At 61.8% G+C, this 18,667-nt stretch carries 20 protein-coding genes; 17 read left to right on the top strand and 3 right to left on the bottom strand.

Features of this window, described 5'->3' with window-relative positions:
* The first annotated feature begins 200 nt into the window (after nucleotides 1-200).
* The 13 genes from GSF27_RS09505 (at nucleotide 201) to GSF27_RS09565 (ending at nucleotide 12,851) form a co-directional block, all read left to right on the top strand.
* Nucleotides 201-1,418: an efflux RND transporter periplasmic adaptor subunit gene (locus GSF27_RS09505; protein WP_160968283.1), complete on the top strand. Its 1,218-nt coding sequence runs from the start codon at nucleotides 201-203 to the stop codon at nucleotides 1,416-1,418.
* A gap of 32 nt (nucleotides 1,419-1,450) precedes the next feature.
* Entirely contained in the window at nucleotides 1,451-4,558 is a 3,108-nt protein-coding gene (locus tag GSF27_RS09510) for an efflux RND transporter permease subunit (RefSeq protein WP_160968285.1), read from the top strand.
* Between the two features lie 105 nt (nucleotides 4,559-4,663).
* Nucleotides 4,664-5,413 (top strand): bifunctional demethylmenaquinone methyltransferase/2-methoxy-6-polyprenyl-1,4-benzoquinol methylase UbiE, encoded by a 750-nt coding sequence (gene ubiE, locus GSF27_RS09515; protein WP_160968287.1) that lies wholly within the window; start codon nucleotides 4,664-4,666, stop codon nucleotides 5,411-5,413.
* A 19-nt stretch (nucleotides 5,414-5,432) separates the two neighbouring features.
* Nucleotides 5,433-6,065 (top strand): SCP2 domain-containing protein, encoded by a 633-nt coding sequence (locus GSF27_RS09520; RefSeq protein ID WP_160968289.1) that lies wholly within the window; start codon nucleotides 5,433-5,435, stop codon nucleotides 6,063-6,065.
* A gap of 64 nt (nucleotides 6,066-6,129) precedes the next feature.
* Nucleotides 6,130-7,776 (top strand): ubiquinone biosynthesis regulatory protein kinase UbiB, encoded by a 1,647-nt coding sequence (gene ubiB / locus GSF27_RS09525; protein WP_160968291.1) that lies wholly within the window; start codon nucleotides 6,130-6,132, stop codon nucleotides 7,774-7,776.
* A gap of 140 nt (nucleotides 7,777-7,916) precedes the next feature.
* Nucleotides 7,917-8,306 (top strand): phosphoribosyl-AMP cyclohydrolase, encoded by a 390-nt coding sequence (hisI, locus tag GSF27_RS09530; RefSeq protein ID WP_160968293.1) that lies wholly within the window; start codon nucleotides 7,917-7,919, stop codon nucleotides 8,304-8,306.
* Nucleotides 8,303-8,647, top strand: a complete 345-nt coding sequence (locus GSF27_RS09535) for a phosphoribosyl-ATP diphosphatase (protein WP_160968295.1) — start codon at nucleotides 8,303-8,305, stop codon at nucleotides 8,645-8,647. Before hisI ends, GSF27_RS09535 begins: the two co-directional genes overlap by 4 nt.
* A gap of 19 nt (nucleotides 8,648-8,666) precedes the next feature.
* Nucleotides 8,667-8,912: a Sec-independent protein translocase subunit TatA gene (gene tatA / locus GSF27_RS09540; RefSeq protein ID WP_160968297.1), complete on the top strand. Its 246-nt coding sequence runs from the start codon at nucleotides 8,667-8,669 to the stop codon at nucleotides 8,910-8,912.
* Nucleotides 8,913-8,918: 6 nt separating this feature from the next.
* Nucleotides 8,919-9,287 (top strand): Sec-independent protein translocase protein TatB, encoded by a 369-nt coding sequence (tatB, locus tag GSF27_RS09545; protein WP_160968299.1) that lies wholly within the window; start codon nucleotides 8,919-8,921, stop codon nucleotides 9,285-9,287.
* Complete coding sequence (tatC, locus tag GSF27_RS09550; RefSeq protein ID WP_160968301.1) at nucleotides 9,280-10,017, top strand: twin-arginine translocase subunit TatC; 738 nt, start codon at nucleotides 9,280-9,282, stop codon at nucleotides 10,015-10,017. The genes tatB and tatC overlap by 8 nt, the downstream gene beginning before the upstream one ends.
* 96 nt (nucleotides 10,018-10,113) lie before the next feature.
* Nucleotides 10,114-11,487: a S41 family peptidase gene (locus GSF27_RS09555; protein ID WP_160968303.1), complete on the top strand. Its 1,374-nt coding sequence runs from the start codon at nucleotides 10,114-10,116 to the stop codon at nucleotides 11,485-11,487.
* Nucleotides 11,488-11,546: 59 nt separating this feature from the next.
* Nucleotides 11,547-12,434 (top strand): divergent polysaccharide deacetylase family protein, encoded by an 888-nt coding sequence (locus GSF27_RS09560; protein WP_160968305.1) that lies wholly within the window; start codon nucleotides 11,547-11,549, stop codon nucleotides 12,432-12,434.
* A 195-nt stretch (nucleotides 12,435-12,629) separates the two neighbouring features.
* Entirely contained in the window at nucleotides 12,630-12,851 is a 222-nt protein-coding gene (locus GSF27_RS09565; protein WP_160968307.1) for a DUF6316 family protein, read from the top strand.
* A 102-nt stretch (nucleotides 12,852-12,953) separates the two neighbouring features.
* Here GSF27_RS09565 and hisF read toward each other — a convergent pair whose 3' ends face one another.
* A complete protein-coding gene (gene hisF / locus GSF27_RS09570) occupies nucleotides 12,954-13,727 on the bottom strand; it encodes an imidazole glycerol phosphate synthase subunit HisF (protein WP_160968309.1) in 774 nt (257 codons plus the stop codon).
* A gap of 205 nt (nucleotides 13,728-13,932) precedes the next feature.
* Between hisF and GSF27_RS09575 the strand changes: the two genes are divergently transcribed.
* Entirely contained in the window at nucleotides 13,933-14,337 is a 405-nt protein-coding gene (locus GSF27_RS09575) for a PilZ domain-containing protein (RefSeq protein WP_160968311.1), read from the top strand.
* 27 nt (nucleotides 14,338-14,364) lie between these two features.
* Here the strand turns inward: GSF27_RS09575 and hisH are convergent, their stop codons facing one another.
* Together hisH and hisB are read right to left on the bottom strand one after the other, a co-directional pair.
* The gene (hisH, locus tag GSF27_RS09580; protein ID WP_160968313.1) at nucleotides 14,365-15,015 is read right to left on the bottom strand and encodes an imidazole glycerol phosphate synthase subunit HisH; all 651 of its coding nucleotides are present in this window, start codon (nucleotides 15,013-15,015) and stop codon (nucleotides 14,365-14,367) included.
* A 91-nt stretch (nucleotides 15,016-15,106) separates the two neighbouring features.
* The gene (hisB, locus tag GSF27_RS09585; protein WP_160968315.1) at nucleotides 15,107-15,700 is read right to left on the bottom strand and encodes an imidazoleglycerol-phosphate dehydratase HisB; all 594 of its coding nucleotides are present in this window, start codon (nucleotides 15,698-15,700) and stop codon (nucleotides 15,107-15,109) included.
* 167 nt (nucleotides 15,701-15,867) lie between these two features.
* Here hisB and GSF27_RS09590 point away from each other — a divergent pair, with 167 nt between their 5' ends.
* The 3 genes from GSF27_RS09590 to GSF27_RS17985 all read left to right on the top strand — a co-directional run bounded on the left by GSF27_RS09590 (nucleotide 15,868) and on the right by GSF27_RS17985 (nucleotide 18,547).
* Nucleotides 15,868-16,158: a hypothetical protein gene (locus GSF27_RS09590; RefSeq protein ID WP_160968317.1), complete on the top strand. Its 291-nt coding sequence runs from the start codon at nucleotides 15,868-15,870 to the stop codon at nucleotides 16,156-16,158.
* A gap of 86 nt (nucleotides 16,159-16,244) precedes the next feature.
* A complete protein-coding gene (locus GSF27_RS09595) occupies nucleotides 16,245-18,278 on the top strand; it encodes a TonB-dependent receptor (RefSeq protein WP_160968319.1) in 2,034 nt (677 codons plus the stop codon).
* Between the two features lie 140 nt (nucleotides 18,279-18,418).
* Nucleotides 18,419-18,547, top strand: coding sequence for a hypothetical protein (locus GSF27_RS17985; protein ID WP_255493798.1), 129 nt, complete (start codon nucleotides 18,419-18,421; stop codon nucleotides 18,545-18,547).
* The last annotated feature ends 120 nt before the right edge of the window (nucleotides 18,548-18,667 follow it).

Below are 18,667 nucleotides of genomic sequence, written 5' to 3' on the forward strand. Positions count from 1 at the left end.
CGGACCGTGCCCGCCGCTGACCAATGGCGGGCACGACCGCTGCCTCCCGCCCGCCGTCTCCGTCCGCCGTCTCCGCGCGCTAAGCCCCGACACTCCCTGTATGGGACCAAAGAACCCTTACTCCCTGTCGTAAATACCAATATGCTATACAAGTAGCTATCGGCGGCCCGCGCCTGCCGCAATTGCCCAAGGAATCCGTAATGCCCCCACGCATCTCCCCCTTCCCACGCCTGGCCGCAACCTGTGCCGGCCTGTTGGCCGCGCTGGCCCTGACAGCCTGTTCCGACAAAGCCCCGGAGGTGCAGGCACCCCCACCCAGCGTGTCGGTCATTGAAGTGGGGACCCAGGACGTCGGCCGCCACTCCGAGTACGTCGCCCGTACCGAGGCCTTCAGGACAGTGGAATTGCGCGCACGGGTGGAGGGCACCATCACCCAACGCCTGTTCCGGGAAGGTGATACGGTGAGCGAAAGCCAGTTGCTGTTTGAAATTGACAGGGAAAACTATCTCGCCGCCTTTGAGCAGGCCAAGGCCAACCTCAGCAGTGCCCAGGTGGAACAGCAACGTACCGAACGGGATTACAAGCGCGGCCAGGAGTTGCGGCCCAATGGTTTTATCAGCCAGTCGGACCTGGACACCCTCGCCAGCAACGCTGCCAAGGCGCAGGCGGCAGAGAAAGCTGCCGAGGCAGCGCTGCAAAATGCCGAGGTCAATCTCAGTTACACCCGCATCAAGGCTCCCTTCACCGGGCGCATCAGTACCGTGAACTACAACGTTGGCAACCTGGTGGGGCCGGGCAGCAATCCGCTGGCCACCCTGTTACAGGACGATCCCATCTACGTCAGTTTCCAGATGGACGAAGGTACCTACATCACCTACCTGCAGGCCTCCTCGAAACAGACCGGAGGCGAACCGGTGCCGCCGGCAGACGGGTCACTGGCGCTGTCGCTGGTGCTGCCCAATGGCACCGTGCATGACCAGCCGGGGCGATTCAATTACGCCGGCATCAGCATCAACAGCACCACCGGCACCGTTAACCTGCGGGCCGAATTTGCCAACCCCCGGGGGATCGTGCGCCCGGGCCTCTATGCCACCCTGGTGATCGAGAGCACCGACAAACTGAGCCTGCCCGTTGTCCCCCAATACGCCGTGCAGGAGGGACAACAGGGCAAATTTGTACTGATCGTCGACGATGACAACAAAGTGCGGGAGCGCAACATCAGTGTCGGCCGCGCACTCGGCGCCCTCTGGGCGGTGACTGACGGACTGCAGCAGGGTGACCGGATAATCGTCGAAGGGTTGCAGAAGGTGCGCACCGGGATTGAAGTTAACCCCCTGCTCAAACTCCTCGATACGCAGACAGGCACACTGCGCAGCGAACCGGCGACCTCCAGCGCCACCAACCAGCCGGCCAGTTAAGCGGCTGCGGCAGCCAGCGGAAAGGATTGCCTATGTTCAGTCAGTTTTTTATCACCCGCCCGAAGTTTGCCTTCGTGATCTCCATTGTGCTGTCGCTGGCGGGGCTGATCAGCATGTTCCTGCTGCCGGTCAACCTCTACCCCGAGATCACCCCGCCGCAGGTGCAGATCAATGCCACCTACCCCGGTGCCAGCGCCCAGGTGGTGGAAGAGGCGGTACTGCGCCCGATTGAAGAACAGATCAACGGCATCGAGGGGATGCTCTACATCGAGTCCACCGCCTCCAACAATGGCGCCGCCTCGATCACCGTCACCTTTGAGCAGGGCACCGACGACGACACCGCCCAGGTGAATGTGCAGAACCGGGTCGCCGTAGCCGAACCGTCTCTGCCCGCGGAAGTGACCCGACAGGGACTGAAGGTGGAGAAGCGCTCCAGCAACATGCTGCTGGGCATTAACCTGGTCAGCTCCGACCCCGGCGTGGACCGCCTCTACCTCTCCAACTACGCCACCAATTACCTCACCGAGCCGCTGGCGCGGGTGCCGGGCGTGGGCGGCGTGGAAGTGATGGGGGAGATGAGTTATTCCATGCGGGTGTGGATGGACCCGGTGCGCATGGCCGCCCTGGGGGTCACCGTGTCCGACATTCAGTCCACCCTCAACGAGCAGAACCTGATTGTCGCCGCCGGCAAGATCGGCGCCCCACCGACACCGGACCAGCAGCAGTTTGAGTACACCATTCAAACCAAGGGTCGACTTGTCGACGCGAAGGAGTTTGGCAATACCATTGTCCGGGCCAAGGCCGACGGTTCTTTCATCCACCTGCACGATGTAGCGCGGCTGGAGATGGGATCGCAAAGTTACTCCGCCGCCGCCAAACTGAACAACAACGACACCGCCTTTATCGTCATCTACCAGCTGCCCGACGCCAACGCCACCGAAGTGGCCAAGCTGGTCTACGCGGAGATGGAAAAGCTCGCCGTCGCTATGCCGGAGGGTGTGGAGTACCACATCATCTACGACACCACCCGCTTTATCCTGCGCTCCATCGACGAAGTGAAAGTCACGCTCTATCAGGCGGTGGCGCTGGTGATCCTGGTGGTGTTTATCTTCCTGCAGAACTGGCGCGCCACTATTGTGCCGGCGGTGGCCATTCCGGTGTCGCTGATCGGCACCTTTGCCTTCCTGCAGCTGTTCGGCTTCTCCATCAACACCATCACCCTGTTCGGTCTGGTGCTGGCCATCGGCATTGTGGTGGACGATGCCATTGTGGTGATTGAGAACGTGGAGCGGCTGATGACCGAAGGCGGCCTGTCGCCACTGGAGGCCACCCGCCAGAGCATGAAGGAGGTCTCCGGCCCGGTGGTGGCCACTACCCTGGTACTGCTGGCGGTGTTTGTGCCGGTGGGCTTTATGCCTGGTATTACCGGTGAGATCTACAAACAGTTCGCGGTTACCATCTCCACGGCGGTGGTGATCTCCTCCATCAACGCCCTCACCCTCAGCCCGGCCCTGTGCGCCTCGTTGCTGCGCGGCGACCAGACCAAACGCATTGGCTGGCTGCGTCCCGCGGAGCGGGCGATTGAGGGCCTGACCCACGGCTACAAACGCCAGGTACGAACCATCCTGCAGCGCGCCAGCCTGGCGCTGCTGTTCGCTGCCGCCGGTATCGTCGCCACCGGCTGGCTGGCCACCAACACAGCCACCGGCTTCATCCCCAATGAGGACCAGGGCATCCTGATGATGGATATCCAGCTGCCGGATGCCGCCTCCCTCAACCGCACCGAGAGCGTGATGGCCAGGGTCAGCGACCTGGTGGAGGCGCAGGAGGGTGTGGCGGATGTCATTACCGTAGCCGGCTTCTCCATCCTCGCCGGCGCCGGCTCCAACCGCGCCCTGGGCATTGTGGTGCTGGATGACTGGGACGACCGCACCACGCCCGAGACCCGCCTGCGCACCATCTACAACAAACTGCAGGGGATCGTGTGGGGACTGCCGGACGCCCAGGTGATGGTCTTCCCCATGCCCTCCATCCCCGGCCTTGGCGCCACCGGTGGTTTTGATTTCCGCCTGCAGGACTCCCGCGGCCGCAGCCCGGAAGAGCTGGCGCAGGTAGCCAATGGCCTCATCTACCAGGCCAACAGCGATCCGCGCCTGGAGCGGGTCTTCTCCACCTACCGGGCCAATGTGCCGCAGTATTACCTGGAGATCGACCGCCCCAAGGCCAAGGCCATCGGCGTGCCCCTGTCGGAGGTGTTCCTGACCCTGCAGGCGCAGCTGGGCTCGCTCTACATCAACGACTTCAACCGCTTTGGCCGCACCTATCAGGTGATCCTGCAGGCAGAAGGCAAGTACCGCTCACGGCCCGAGGATCTGGGCCACCTGTACGTGCGCAACAACCAGGGCGAGATGCTGCCACTGGCTACCCTCGGCCGCCTGCAGCCCATGCTCGGTGCCACCAGTCTCAACCACTTCAACCTCTACCGCTCCACCAGCATCAGCGGCCAGGCGGCCCCGGGTTACAGCTCCGGTGATGCCCTCAAGGCCATGGGCGAGCTGGCGCAGCAGCTGCCGGATGGCTATCTGTTCGAGTGGGCCGGGCAGTCGGCACAGGAGGTGGCGGCGGGCAACCTGGTGCCGATTCTCTTCAGTCTCGCCCTGCTGTTTGTCTACCTGTTCCTGGTGGCGCTCTACGAGAGCTGGAGCCTGCCACTGGCGGTAATGGGGGCCGTGCCCTTTGCCCTGCTTGGAGCCTTTACGGCCATGAACCTGGTGGGACAGGCCAACGACCTCTACGCCCAGGTAGGCCTGATCCTGCTGATCGGCATCTCCACCAAAACCGCCATTCTCATTGTGGAATTTGCCATGAGCGAGCGCCGTGCCGGCAAATCCATTGTGGACGCCGCCTTCAGTGCCGCCGGCCTGCGCTTCCGTGCGGTGCTGATGACCGCCCTCTCCTTTGTACTGGGGGTACTGCCACTGGTCTACTCCACCGGCCCCGGTGCCGCCAGCCGTTTCTCCATTGGTGTCACCGTGCTCGGAGGCATGCTGGCCGCCACCGTCTTCACCACCCTGTTGGTACCCATGTTCTACATGAGCGTGCAGCGGCTGCGGGAGCATTTCGATCCGCAGAAACGCTAGCGGCGCCAATTGCCGCACGCAAATACACCCGGACGGGCCCTGAGCGTCGAACCGCGCCGAGGCTTCGGGTACAATGGCCGCAATTTCACCGATGATGACGCCTCAATGACTGACAAAAAGACCACCCACTTTGGCTTTCAGGAAGTACCGGTCGAGGAAAAAGCCGGTCGCGTTGCCGATGTATTCCACTCGGTTGCCGCCAAATACGACATCATGAACGACCTCATGTCCGGTGGCGTGCACCGGCTGTGGAAGCGCTTCACCATCGAGATCTCCGGTGTGCGCACCGGTGACAAGGTGCTGGATATTGCCGGCGGTACCGGCGACCTGAGCTACAAGTTCTCCCGCATTGTCGGCCCCGAAGGTCTGGTGGTGCTGGCGGACATCAACGAGTCCATGTTGAGGGTGGGCCGCGACCGCCTCACCGATCGCGGCGTCAGCGGCAACCTGGTGGTGGCCCAGGCCGACGCCCAGTACCTGCCCTTCCCCGACAACACCTTTGACTGCATCACCATCGCCTTTGGCCTGCGCAACGTCACCGACAAGGACCTGGCGCTGCGCTCCATGCTGCGGGTACTGAAACCCGGTGGCCGGCTGCTGGTGCTGGAGTTCTCCAAGCCCCAGAGTCAGCTGCTGAGCAAGGTCTACGACACCTACTCCTTCCGCCTGCTGCCGGCCATGGGCAAGCTGGTGGCCAACGACCCGGAGAGCTACCGCTACCTGGCGGAGTCGATCCGCATGCACCCGGATCAGGAAACCCTGAAAGAGATGATGACCGCGGCCGGCTTTGCCAACGCCCACTACCACAACATGACCGGTGGCATTGTCGCCCTGCACAAGGGCGTCAAACCCTGAGTCCGGAGCGACCGCCATCATGAAGCTCGACCCGACACTGCACAGCGCCGCCACCGCCAGCCTGGAAACGGTGATCAACCGGGCCCTGCGCTACGACCCGGCCACGCGCCTGAAGCTGGCAAAGCTCGCCGGCAAAAGTCTGGTGATCGATATCAGCGGCACGGATCTCAGCCTTGGTTGCCACTTCGACACCGACAGCGTCCGCATTGTGGGCCAGATCGACAACCCCACTACCCGACTCAGCGGATCGCTCAGCGCGCTGCTCAGCCTGGCCCTCAGTGAACGCCTCAACCTCACCGGCAGTGGCGTCGAAGCCTGGGGCAACACGGCCCTGCTCACAGACCTGAAGAGCATCGGTGGGCAACTGGATCTGGATTGGGAGGAGGCGCTTAACGAGCTGCTGGGGGATATCCTTGGCCATCAGCTGGCCAACTCCGCCCGCGCCCAGCTGGGCTGGCTGCGCAGTCGCGGTGCCAGCGGCAAGCGCCTGCTGCAGGAGTTTCTAACCGAGGAGCTGCGCGCCGTGCCGGCAGCCCCGCAACTGCAGCAGTTCAGCGACAGTGTCGATCAGCTGCGCCTGGCCACTGATCGCCTCGGCGCCCGGGTGGAGCGGCTGCTGCACAAGCGCCGTAGCCCATCCGCAACCGAATAAGTGTACTGACCCGTGAAGCCCGTCTGTTTTGTAACACCTGCTCCCGCCTATAAGGAATCCTGACTTGGTTGCCCTGTTACGCCTGCTGCGTATTGCCGTCACTATCCTGCGCTACCGCCTCGACGAACTGTTGCCCCAGCGCCACCTGCCCTGGTGGCTGCGGCAACTCCTGAAGCTCACGATCCTGCTGCCGGCCTGCCAGCTCAGTCGCGGCGAGCGCCTGCGCCGTTGCCTGGAGGACCTGGGTCCGGTGTTCGTCAAGTTTGGCCAGGTGCTCTCCACCCGCCCCGACCTGATCCCGCCGGATGTGGCCACTGAGCTGGACCACCTGCAGGACAACGTCGCGCCTTTTGACGCCGAACTGTCGCGGCAGATTGTCGAGAAGGCGCTGGGCAAACCGGTGAGTGAGCTGTTTGCCGAATTCGAGACCACCCCCATGGCCTCCGCCTCGGTGGCCCAGGTGCACGCCGCCCGCCTGTTCGACTCCAATGGCGAGCCCGGAGAGGAAGTGGTGGTGAAGGTGATCCGCCCCGGCATCGAGCGCACCATCGAGAAGGACATCGCCCTCATGTACCTGGTGGCGCGGCTGGTACAGCGCTTCTTCGCCGAAGCCTGGCGCCTGCGGCCGGTGGAGGTGGTGGAAGAGTACGAGTACACCATCCTCGATGAACTCAACCTGCAGCGCGAAGCCGCCAACGCCTCCCAGCTGCGCCGCAACTTTGCCGGCTCCCCCCTGCTCTATGTGCCCGAAGTGCACTGGGACTACACCCGCATCAATGTCATGGTGATGGAACGCATCCACGGCATTCCGGTAACCGATATCGAACAGCTACAAGCCCAGGACACCGACATGAAGCTGCTGGCGGAACGCGGGGTGGAGATCTTCTTTACCCAGGTGTTCGAGCACAACTTCTTCCACGCCGACATGCACCCGGGCAACATCTTTGTCTCCCGCGAACACCCGCGCCAGCCCCAGTACCTGTGCGTCGACATGGCTATTGTCGGCTCCCTCAGCCAGGCCGACCAGTACTACATGGCGCGCATACTGCTGGCCATGTTCCGCCGCGACTACCGGCTGGTGGCCGAGCTGCATGTGCAGAGCGGCTGGGTGGACGAGGACACCTCCATCCGCGATTTTGAAGGCGCCATGCGCACCGTGTGCGAGCCCTTCTTCGAGAAGCCGCTGCGGGAGATCTCTTTCGGCCAGATCCTGGTGACCCTGTTCCAGTGCGCCCGCCGCTTCAACATGCAGGTACAACCGCAGCTGGTACTGCTGCAGAAGACCCTGCTCAATATCGAAGGCCTGGGGCGGCAGCTGTACCCGGACCTGGACCTGTGGCAAACCGCCCATCCTTTCCTGGAGCGCTGGCTGAAACAGCGCTTCCACCCCCGCAGCCTGTGGCAGCAGCTGAAACGCTACGGACCTGAATTGATGGAGCAGGCCCCGCAGATGCCCCATAAACTGTCAGCCGCCCTGGACCAGGTGCAGATGCTGGGGGAGCTGACACCCCAGCTGCAGCGTGCCGCCGAACAGATTAACCAGCAGCGCGCCCGCGCTGGCCAGCGGCGTCGCCGCGCCCTGGTCGCGGTGCTCGCCGGCGGCGCCGCGGTGGCGGTAGCACTGCCTGCCACCGGCATCGCCCTGGAGGATATTCCCCAGGCCAGCTGGCTGCTGCTGGCCATCGCCGGCTGGGCCTGGCTTCGGCAGTAGCCGTTGGCGGCCACTGACTCCCCCGGCAATGGCTCAACCCCCCGGCGATGGGGTACACTCGCGGGATAGGGTTAACGACTGCACAAGCGATGCTTGTGTCGCCGCAATCCACTGAAACAGCAGGTAATACCGAGGTAGACATGTCCGCAGGGCAATTTCTGGAGGCAATCCGCTGGACCGAAGACGGGTTGGTACCCGCCATCGCCCAGGACGCCAAAACCGGCCGCATTCTGATGATGGCGTGGATGAACCGCGAATCCCTGCAGCTGACCGCTGATGAGGGCCGCGCCGTGTACTGGTCCCGCTCCCGCCAGCAGTTGTGGCGCAAGGGCGAAAGCAGCGGCCATGTGCAGCTGGTAAAAGAGATTCGCCTCGATTGTGACGAAGATGTCATCGTGCTCATGGTAGAACAGCTGGGCGGCATGGCGTGCCATACCGGCCGTGAATCCTGTTTTTACCGGGTTCTCAGGGATGGCCAGTGGCAGACCGTCGACCCGGTCCTGAAAGACCCGAAAGAGATATACGCATGAGTAACAGCAGCGATGTACTGGCCGAACTGACCCGGGTTCTGGAAGCGCGCAAGAACAGCGCTGACGGGGAGAGCTCCTACGTCGCCAGCCTGCACCAGAAAGGCCTCAACAAGATTCTCGAAAAAGTGGGCGAGGAAGCGGTGGAAACCATCCTCGCCGCCAAGGACGCCCAGGCCAGTGGCGACACCAGCGACCTGATTTACGAAACCGCCGACCTGTGGTTTCACACGCTGGTGATGCTGTCCCACCTGGGTGAAGACGCCAGCGCCGTGCTCAATGAACTGGCACGCCGCTTCGACATGTCCGGGCTGGAAGAGAAAGCCTCCCGCACAGCAAAATAATCGTTTCAGGAGAGATTTCATGGGTATTGGCGGTATCAGTATCTGGCAACTGTTGATCATTCTGGCCATCGTTGTCATGTTGTTCGGCACCAAGCGCCTGCGCAATATTGGCGGCGACCTGGGTGGAGCCATCAAGGGTTTCAAGAAGGCCATGAACGAAGAGCCGGCGGATAAAGTCGACGATCAGAGCGACAAGACCGAAGCTCCCAAGGCCGACCTGCAGAACAACAAAGAGAGCACCCAGCCCGGAGGCGACAAGTCGTAAACCCCTGTGTTTGATATCGGCTTCTTCGAACTGCTGGTCATCGGTGTGGTGGCCCTGCTGGTGATCGGCCCCGAGCAACTGCCCGGCACCCTGCGCACCATGGCGCTGTGGTGGGGGCGGATGAAGCGCGGCCTGCAGGCGACCCGCACAGAACTCGAGCAGCAGTTGGGAGCCGACGACATCCGTCGCCAGCTGCACAACGAAGAGGTGATGAAACGCCTCGAAGCTACCAAGCAGGACATTGAACGCACCCTGCGTGAGGATGTGGCGGACATAGAACAGCAGCTCAAAGCCGCCGCACCTGCAGCGGAGAACACCCCAGACACCCCTGACAATCCGCTACCGGCAAGCAAGCAATCCTCCGCCAATGACTGACGACAACATCCAGGATCAGGAAATGCCACTGGTGCAGCATCTCACCGAGCTGCGCGACCGCATGCTGCGTATCCTGCTGTTTGTACTGCTGGTGTTCTGCGGCCTCTTCTACTTCGCCAACGACATCTACACCTACGTCTCGGAACCGCTGCAGCGCTACCTGCCGGAAAACAGCACCATGATTGCCACCGAGGTGGCATCACCCTTCCTGACGCCCTTCAAGCTCACCTTTATCCTGGCGTTTTTCGTCTCCATGCCGTTCGTGCTGTTCCAGTTCTGGCGCTTTATCGCCCCGGCCCTTTACCAGCGTGAACGTCGCCTGGCCCTGCCGCTGCTGTTCTCCAGCATCCTGCTGTTTTACGCCGGTATCGCCTTCGCCTACTACGTGGTGTTTCCCATTATTTTCGGTTTCTTCACCAGCGTTGGTCCCAGCAACGTCACGGTGATGACCGACATCAACAGCTACCTCAACTTTGTCCTCAAGCTGTTTTTCGCGTTTGGCCTGGCGTTTGAGATTCCCATCGCCGCCATCCTGCTGATCCTGGCCGGTGTGGTCTCCCCCGATGCGCTGGCCCGTAAACGGCCCTACGTGGTGGTTGGCTGCTTTGTGCTTGGCATGTTGTTGACGCCGCCGGACGTGATTTCCCAGACCCTGCTGGCGCTGCCCATGTGGCTGCTGTTTGAAACCGGCCTTCTGTTTGGACGTCTGCTGGCCCGGGGACGGGGCTGAGCGGAACCGGGCAGCCCTTTCGCTATCCAATTTGATAGGTCTACAATGTCGGTCAGACCTCGCAGGCTCTGGCCTGCCGCAACAACCGGAGCCTCTATGTCCCTGCCGTTTGTCTTCCGCCCGCTGCTGGCGGCGCTCACCACTGCCCTGCTGTGCAGCCCTTTTGCCTCTGCAAACAGCGGCGCCGGCGCGGAAGCCGACGCCCCCCAGGATAATGGCCGCCTGCCCCTGGAGGAGCTGCGTAACTTCACCAAGGTCTACCAGCACATCCGCAAGGGCTATGTGGAAGAGATCGACGATAAAACCCTGCTGGAGTACGCCATCAAGGGCATGCTCTCGGAACTGGACCCTCACTCCTCCTACCTCAACGCCGACTCCTTTGGCGATCTGCAGGAGAACACCACCGGTGAATTCGGTGGCCTGGGTATCGAAGTGGGCATGGAGAATGGTTTTGTCAAAGTAGTGGCACCCATGGACGGCACGCCGGCGGCCAAGGCCGGTGTGCAACCCGGCGACCTGATCATCAAGCTGGATGACAAGCCGGTGAAGGGGATGGGACTGGGCGATGCCGTGGATCTGATGCGGGGCCCCAAGGGCACCGATATTACCCTCACCATCGTCCGCGAAGGTGTGGATCAGCCTTTTGAACTGGTGATCACCCGCGCCATTATCAAAGTGGAGAGCGTCCGCGCCAACCTGCTGGAGGATGACTACGGTTACCTGCGTATCGCCCAGTTCCAGCTCAGCACCGGTGCGGACACCGCCCGTGCGGTCAATAAACTGCTCACCGAGAACCCCAAGCTGCGCGGGCTGATCATAGACCTGCGTAACAACCCCGGCGGCGTGTTGCAGGCGTCGGTCGAGGTGGCCGACACCTTCCTCGAATCCGGCCTCATCGTCTATACCGAGGGCCGGGTACAGAACGCCGATATCCGCTACGAAGCCAAGCCCGGCGACCTGACCCAGGGCATGCCCATCGTGGTGCTGATCAACGACGGCTCCGCCTCGGCCTCGGAGATTGTGGCCGGCGCCCTGCAGGATCATCGCCGTGCGGTGATCCTCGGTACCCAAAGTTTCGGCAAGGGCTCCGTTCAGACAGTTATCCCGCTGTCGGAAGAGGCCGCCATCAAACTCACCACCGCACTCTACTTCACCCCCAACGGACGCTCTATCCAGGCCCAGGGCATTGTGCCGGATATCGAAGTGGAGCGGGCCAAGGTCACCGCCCTGCAACCGCGACTGCTGACCACCGAAGCGGACCTCAGCGGCCACCTGGACAATGCCAACGGTGGCGACGAAGCCAACAGCCGCAGCCGCAAGGACGCCAACAAGCAGAAAGAGAATCTGTTTGAACGGGACAACCAGCTGTTTGAAGCGCTCAACCTGCTGAAAGGCATCAACGTCTTTGGCAGCCAGCGTGCCTCACTCAACGCCAAACGGGTAGCCGGACTGGAAGAGCCGCAACCCTGACAGCTGCTCGGAACCGGTCGGCAGCAGGGATGACATACACACAGGAAGGGAGCCGCCGTATGACCCGACGCCGTTACACGCTGCCAACCTGGTCCGTACTGGCCGCGGTTCTGCTGCTGGGTATTGCAGCCGGCGCCACGGCCAACGCCGGCAGCAGCGTCGCAGCAACCCCTGCGCTGTCGCCATCCAGACACCCGTCACCAGCCTCCCCGGTCAAAATCGCCATCATCATCGATGATATCGGTTATAGCCTGCGCCGCGGTGGCGCCATGGCACGACTGCCAGGTCCGGTTACCCTCGCCATATTGCCCCACACCCGGCGCGGCCCCCTGCTGGCAGAGCTGGGGTATCGACGCGGCAAGGAGATCATGCTGCACGCCCCCATGAGCACACTGGCGGGCAAGGTACTGGATAAAGGCGCCCTCACCGAAGGGATGAGCCGCGAGAAATTCCAGCGCACGATAACGGATAACCTCGCCGCCATTCCCCATGTCAGCGGCATCAACAACCACATGGGCAGCCAGTTGACGCAACTGCAACAGCCCATGCAGTGGCTGATGACGGAACTGGCTGACACCGGGCTCTACTTTGTGGACAGTCGCACCAGTGCCGCCAGTCTCGCCCTGCAAACCGCACAGGCGATGCAGATCCGCAGTGGCAAACGTGATGTATTCCTGGATAACGAACGTGATGAAGCGGCGATTGAGACCCAGCTGGAGACCCTGATACAGGTGGCCAGGGAGCAGGGCAGCGCCATCGGTATTGGCCACCCCTACCCGGAAACCCACGCCGTGCTCAAGCGCTACCTGCCGCGGTTACAGGCGCTCGGCGTGGAGCTGGTGCCGGTTTCGGAACTGCTGGCCGAGCAGGCATTGGCGCGCGACAGAAAGACGACTTCCACGCCATCCCGCACCGCAGCACTCAATACTCCCGCGGACACCTTATAAGCAGAACGATTTTTGCCGCCAATTTTGCACCCATTGGGACTATTTTGTGACGCAGTTCCGATTTTGGGAGCGCCGGCTGGCACACACTAAAGCATTGAAAGGTCTGCCCCACCGATACAGGGCAGCCAGCCGGCTGACGAATGAGATGAATGAACATTCCGGCGACAGCCAATCCATATCATGAGGATGCAGAACATGATCAGCATACGCCAGGGTGAACAGGGCCAACCCCCGCACAGATCCGAACGCTTTTTCAAGAAAGAGACCTACTGGTATTACACCACCCGCGAAGGGGTAGAGATCGGTCCCTATGACAACCGCTCCATGGCGGAAGAGGGATGCGCGCTTTTCGTGGATTACATCCGCAACAGTGACCCTTCTTTTGCCGTCACCCTGCAACAATACCGCAGCCATTGACCGACACGGGTTACTGCCCCCGGCAGTAACCCCCTGGCAACACCCCCTCCGGGCAACCGCGTTACGCCAAACCCCGATCCACCCAGGTTGCTCAGGCCTGGGTCAGAGACGCACCTCTACGCCCTGCTCACGCATAAACGCCTTGGCCTGGGGCACCGAATACTCGCCAAAATGGAAGATGCTGGCCGCCAGCACCGCGTCGGCACGCCCCTCCCGGATGCCGTCCACCAGGTGCTGCAGTTTGCCCACACCACCTGACGCGATCACCGGTACCGGTACCGCATCGGAGATGGCTCGGGTCACACCGAGATCAAAACCGTTCTTGGTGCCATCCCGGTCCATGCTGGTAAGCAGGATCTCACCGGCGCCGTACTCCGCCATTTTTACCGCCCAGGCCACCGCATCAATGCCTGTAGGCTGGCGGCCACCATGGGTGAAGATCTCCCAACGGTCCGCCTCACCCGGACTGTTGACCCGCTTGGCATCAATCGCCACCACGATGCACTGGGCACCGAAGCGTTCGGAGGCCTCACGCACAAAATCGGGGTTTTTCACCGCCGCCGAATTGATACTGACCTTGTCAGCACCGGCGTTCAGCATGGTGCGAATATCGTCGATGGTACGGATACCACCGCCGACGGTAAGGGGAATAAACACTTCCGCCGCAATCTGCTCCACCGTGTGCACGGTGGTGTCACGACCCTCGTGGGTGGCAGTGATGTCGAGAAAGGTAATCTCGTCAGCACCCTGCTCGTTGTAACGCTTGGCGATTTCCACCGGATCACCGGCGTCGCGAATGCCGACGAAATTGACCCCTTTCACTACCCGGCCGTTGTCCACATCGAGACAGGGAATGATTCGTTTTGCCAGCGCCATGAGCGGTTGCCTCATTGAGTACATACAGAGAGGCGCGATTGTACCTCAAAAGTGGCTATACCACAGAGCCGGGACTTGTGAACAATGGCGGTCACAAAGGATGGCAGTGACACGGCTATCATCATACACTTGGTGACTGCCGGCGCTATGCGGCTGCCTGAGACCAACAGGCCCCACTTCAACTCACGGATCCGAACGAAAGACCATGGCCAGCAGAGTGGAACAGTATTCCGACTCCGAACGACGCAGACACCCCCGCTATCGCACCAGTTTCCGGGCGCAGATCACCACGGACGCCGGTACCGCCGACGGCACCGTCACCAGCCTGTCACTGTCGGGACTGCAACTGCACTGCGGCCGCCAGGTGGCCGAGGAGGTACTGCCCAATGTACAGCGCGCCGCCCTCAGCTCCCCCATCAGCGTTGAAGTCAGTTTCGAAGTGCCCACATCCAGCAGCAGCCGTGAAGCCATCAAGGTTCAGTGCCGGATCATCAATGCGCGCCGGGAATCCAGGGACAAGTTCTGGCTGGGGGGAGAGTTTGTGGTCTTCAACCAGAACGGCGAAGACCGCCTGCAGGACTACCTGCGCAACTTCGGCCAGCGGCTCTGAGACCAGCCGGCCCGGTTAGGTCACCGCTCAGCAGCGACCATCCCAATTGACGAAATTCTGCAGCAGCTGCAGACCCGCGGTGTGGCTTTTCTCCGGGTGGAACTGCACGGCGAAGACATTGCCACGGCTCAGCGCCACATCAAAATCCAGCCCGTAGTGGCAGTTACCCACCACCTCATCGCGATTGTCAGCGGCGATGTAATAGCTGTGCACAAAGTAGAAACGACTGTCGTCGGCAATGTTGTGCCACAGCGGGTGAGTCGCCGTCTGACGCACCTGGTTCCAGCCCATGTGCGGCACCTTCAGGTGCTCGCCGTCTTCGTAGAGTGAATTACCGAAGAAACGCACCTGCCCCCGGAACTGCCCCAGACAGGGCACGCCACCGTTCTCTTCACTGCTCTCCATCAACGCCTGCATGCCGACGCAGATACCCAGCAACGGCTTGCCGCTGGCAATCAGCTCCGGCACCAGGGCGTCGAAGTTGAGGCGGCGGATCTCCGCCATGCAGTCACGAATGGCACCCACACCGGGGAAAATCACCCGATCGGCACTGGCAATGGTGGCCGGATCGGAAGTCACCAGCACCTCGGCGGCAGGCGCCACATGCTCCAGGGCGCTGGCTACCGAGTGGAGATTACCCATACCGTAATCAATAACAGCGATGCGATTGCTGGACATAAACTATCTGCTCAGGGCGGGCGGCACAGCGTTCTGTGCGCCCGAAATCGTGGAAGGGTGCGTCCGGGACAGCCTTGCGTTCAGCCCCGGATCAAAGTGTGCCTTTGGTGGAGGGCATCATGCCTTCCATACGGGGATCCAGTTCCAGTGCCATGCGCAGCGCACGACCAAAGGCCTTGAACACGGTTTCAATCTGGTGGTGGGCGTTGTGGCCACGCAGGTTGTCGATGTGCAGGGTGACCTGGGCGTGGTTGACGAAGCCCTGGAAAAACTCCCAGAACAGCTCGGTATCAAAGGCGCCCACCCGCTTCTGGGTAAAGGGCACTTCCATAATCAGCTCCGGGCGACCGGAAAAATCGATCACCACCCGCGACAGGGCCTCGTCCAGCGGCACATAGGCGTGGCCATAGCGACGAATCCCCTTCTTGTTTCCCAAGGCCTGGGCCACGGCCTGCCCCAGGGTAATACCAATATCTTCCACGGTGTGGTGGTCGTCAATATGGGTATCGCCGTTACAGGTAATGTCCAGGTCAATCAGCCCGTGGCGGGCGATCTGGTCCATCATATGCTCCAGAAAAGGCACCCCGGTATTGAACACACCCTTGCCGGTGCCATCCAGGTTGAGGCTGACACTGATCTGGGTTTCCAGGGTATCCCGGCTGACGCTAGCGGTACGTTCCGCCATAGTAATCTCCTGCGAGCCACCTGCTGTGGCAGGTGAACTGGGTTTACGGCTCAGAAACGGCGGATTATACCCTGCCACTGCCCGGATGGCATCTCGGGGTTGTGGCCGCCAGCCAGTAAATGCAACAATATAACATCTTTAAACCAGAGCTACCGGTTGCCGCCCCCATGTCCGCCTTTCGCCACAGTCACCGCCTCCGCCACAGCCTCGCGCTGCTGGCGCTGTTGCTGGTGCTGGGGCAGATGTCGATGGAGGTGCACTGGCACCTGCACGATGACGCCAAAGCGGACTGCAGCGTCTGCGTGCTCAGCCACGGCAACAGCCACGCCCACACTACACCCCTGCTGCTCCTGCCCCAGCCCCTGCCACACCAGTGGCTGGTGGTTGAACTGCCGGCAGAGGTCATACTCCAGCCCCGCACCAGCGTTCGCAGCCGCGCCCCGCCAGCCTACTCCTGAAGCCGACCCAATCACCGGCCCCCTGCCTGCCCCTGCTGCAGCCAGGGCACCGGATCGTTTACGATTTGCTACAGGAATGATTACGCATGTTGCGTTTAACCCCTCTGGCCGCCGCCCTCTGTCTGGGCAGCGGTCTCTCTGTTGCCGCCAGCGACAGCCATAACCCCGGACATAAACTGGAAGAGGTGATTGTCAGCGCCTCCCCCATCCACGGAAGCCACAGCGATAATGCCCGCCCCATTGCCGTGCTCAGCGGCGATGAGCTGCGCAACCAGGCCAGCGCCACTCTGGCCGACACCCTGCAGGGCCAGACCGGCGTCAGCAACGCCTCCTTTGGCCCCGGTGTCGGCAACCCGGTGATCCGCGGCCAGAGCGGCAATCGCGTCAAACTGATGCAGGACAACCTCGATACCCTCGACGCCTCCGGCACCAGTGCCGACCACGCCAATACCACCGAACCCCTGCTGGCCGACCAGATCGAAATACTGCGCGGCCCGGCCACCCTGCGCTTTGGCAGTGGCGCCATCGGCGGGGTGGTCAATGTCATCGACAACCGTATCCCCCAGCAGGCGCAGACCTTCAGCGGTGCGGTGGAGAGCCGTTACAGCAGCCACAACGACGGCACCGCCAGTGTGTTACGTCTTGATGGCGGCGGCGATGTCGGCGGCCAGACCCTGGCCTGGCATGCGGATGGCCTGCTGCGCGACAGCAACAACAGCGAGATCCCCGGCTACGCCAACCCCCACGATAAGGAACACAGCAGCTACGGTGTGCTGGAGAACAGCAACAGCGAAGCCAGTGCCTATACCCTTGGCGGCAGCTGGGTGGGTGAGCGCGGCTTTATCGGCCTGGCCGTCAACCGCCTCGACAACGACTACGGTATTCCCGCCGGCGCTCACGAACACCACGATCCCAACGCCGTCATGCCAGTGGATGATCACGAGGATCCTGTACGCATCGTGGTTGACCAGACCCGCTACGACCTCAAGGGTGAGTACGCCACCCCGGACCGGTTACTGAACCTCTGGCGCCTGCGCGTGGGACACAACCGCTATGAGCACCGCGAGATGGAGGGCGCCGAAGTCGGCACCCTGTTCAGTAACGATGCCTGGGAGGGCCGCCTCGAAGCCCTGCACGGCAGCGAAGAGCAGTGGCAGGGCGCCATTGGCCTGCAATTCAATGAGCGCGAGTACGGAGCCCGGGGCGAGGAAGCCTTTATCCCTGGCAACAGTCGCATCCGCTCCCAGGGGCTGTTCTGGATCGGCGAGCGCCACTGGCAACACCAGTGGATTGAACTGGGTGTGCGTCACGAGCAGCAGAGCATCGACCCGGATGACCAGCGCGCGGAGCACCACAGTGCCAACAGCCTGTCCGGTGGCTACCACTTCAGTCTCAGCGACGTACACAACTTCAGCCTGCAGTTGAGCCGCGCCCAGCGGGCACCCGGACTGGAGGAGCTGTTTGCCGATGGCGCCCATGTCGCCTCCCAGACCTACGACCTGGGCAACCGCCAGCTGCAGGTGGAGACCAGCCACAATATCGATGCCGGTTATGAGTGGCAGCCGATTGATACCAGCCTGCTGCAGCACATCAAGCTCAACCTGTTCTACAACCGCATCAACGACTTTATCTACCAGGCCAACACCGGCGTCACCGATATTGACAGCGACTTCACCATCTATGAGTACCGGCAGGAGGATGCCCACTTCCGCGGACTGGAAACCGAAGCCTTGCTGCAACTTAGCGACCGCTGGCAGCTGCGACTGTTTGGCGACGCCGTGCGCGCCAGACTGCAGGACGGTGGTGATGTACCACGGCTGCCGCCCTATCGCGTCGGCGCGCAACTGCGCTTTGAGACCGCGCTGTTCTTTGGCGACCTGCAATTTATTCACGCCGACGACCAGGATCACCCCGGCGTCGACGAGGAAGCCACCGACGGTTACCAGCGACTGGACGCCAGCCTCAACTGGCCTCTGCCTCTGGGCGGTCAGGAAGCACTGCTGTTTGTTCGTGGCAGCAACCTGCTGGATGAGGATATTCGTCACTCCACCTCACAGCTGCGGGAAGTGGCACCGGAGCCAGGCCGCAGCTTCACCGCTGGCGTTCGCGTCAGCTTTTAAGTCAACACCAGCTCACATAAATCCGGCCTTCAGCGCCGGATTTATGCTGCCGCTGTTTTGCTTGATGCATGTCAAAAAACTTTCCCTGTCCTGCGCTATTCTGTACCCATGAACTACAGCGTTACGCGGAGGGCGATAACATGCACGATGCAGTACTGGTTGGAACCTTGGGCATGGGCTTGAGCATGGGAGCGATTGTGGTAGCAGGTGTCCTTGGCGGACTGCTCTGCTTCTGGCTTGATCGCAAGATTGACCACGGTCATCACTAAACACGTAAAACGTTCACACAGTTTTTCCGTACATCTGTTCCATACATCTGAAAGTTGCGTTCAGATAGACTTATGGCTATCACTCTCGCCGCTCTTTTGAGCGGCTTTTTTTTGCCCGCA

Source organism: Pseudomaricurvus sp. HS19 (genome assembly GCF_009857815.1).
Taxonomy (GTDB): domain Bacteria; phylum Pseudomonadota; class Gammaproteobacteria; order Pseudomonadales; family Cellvibrionaceae; genus Pseudomaricurvus.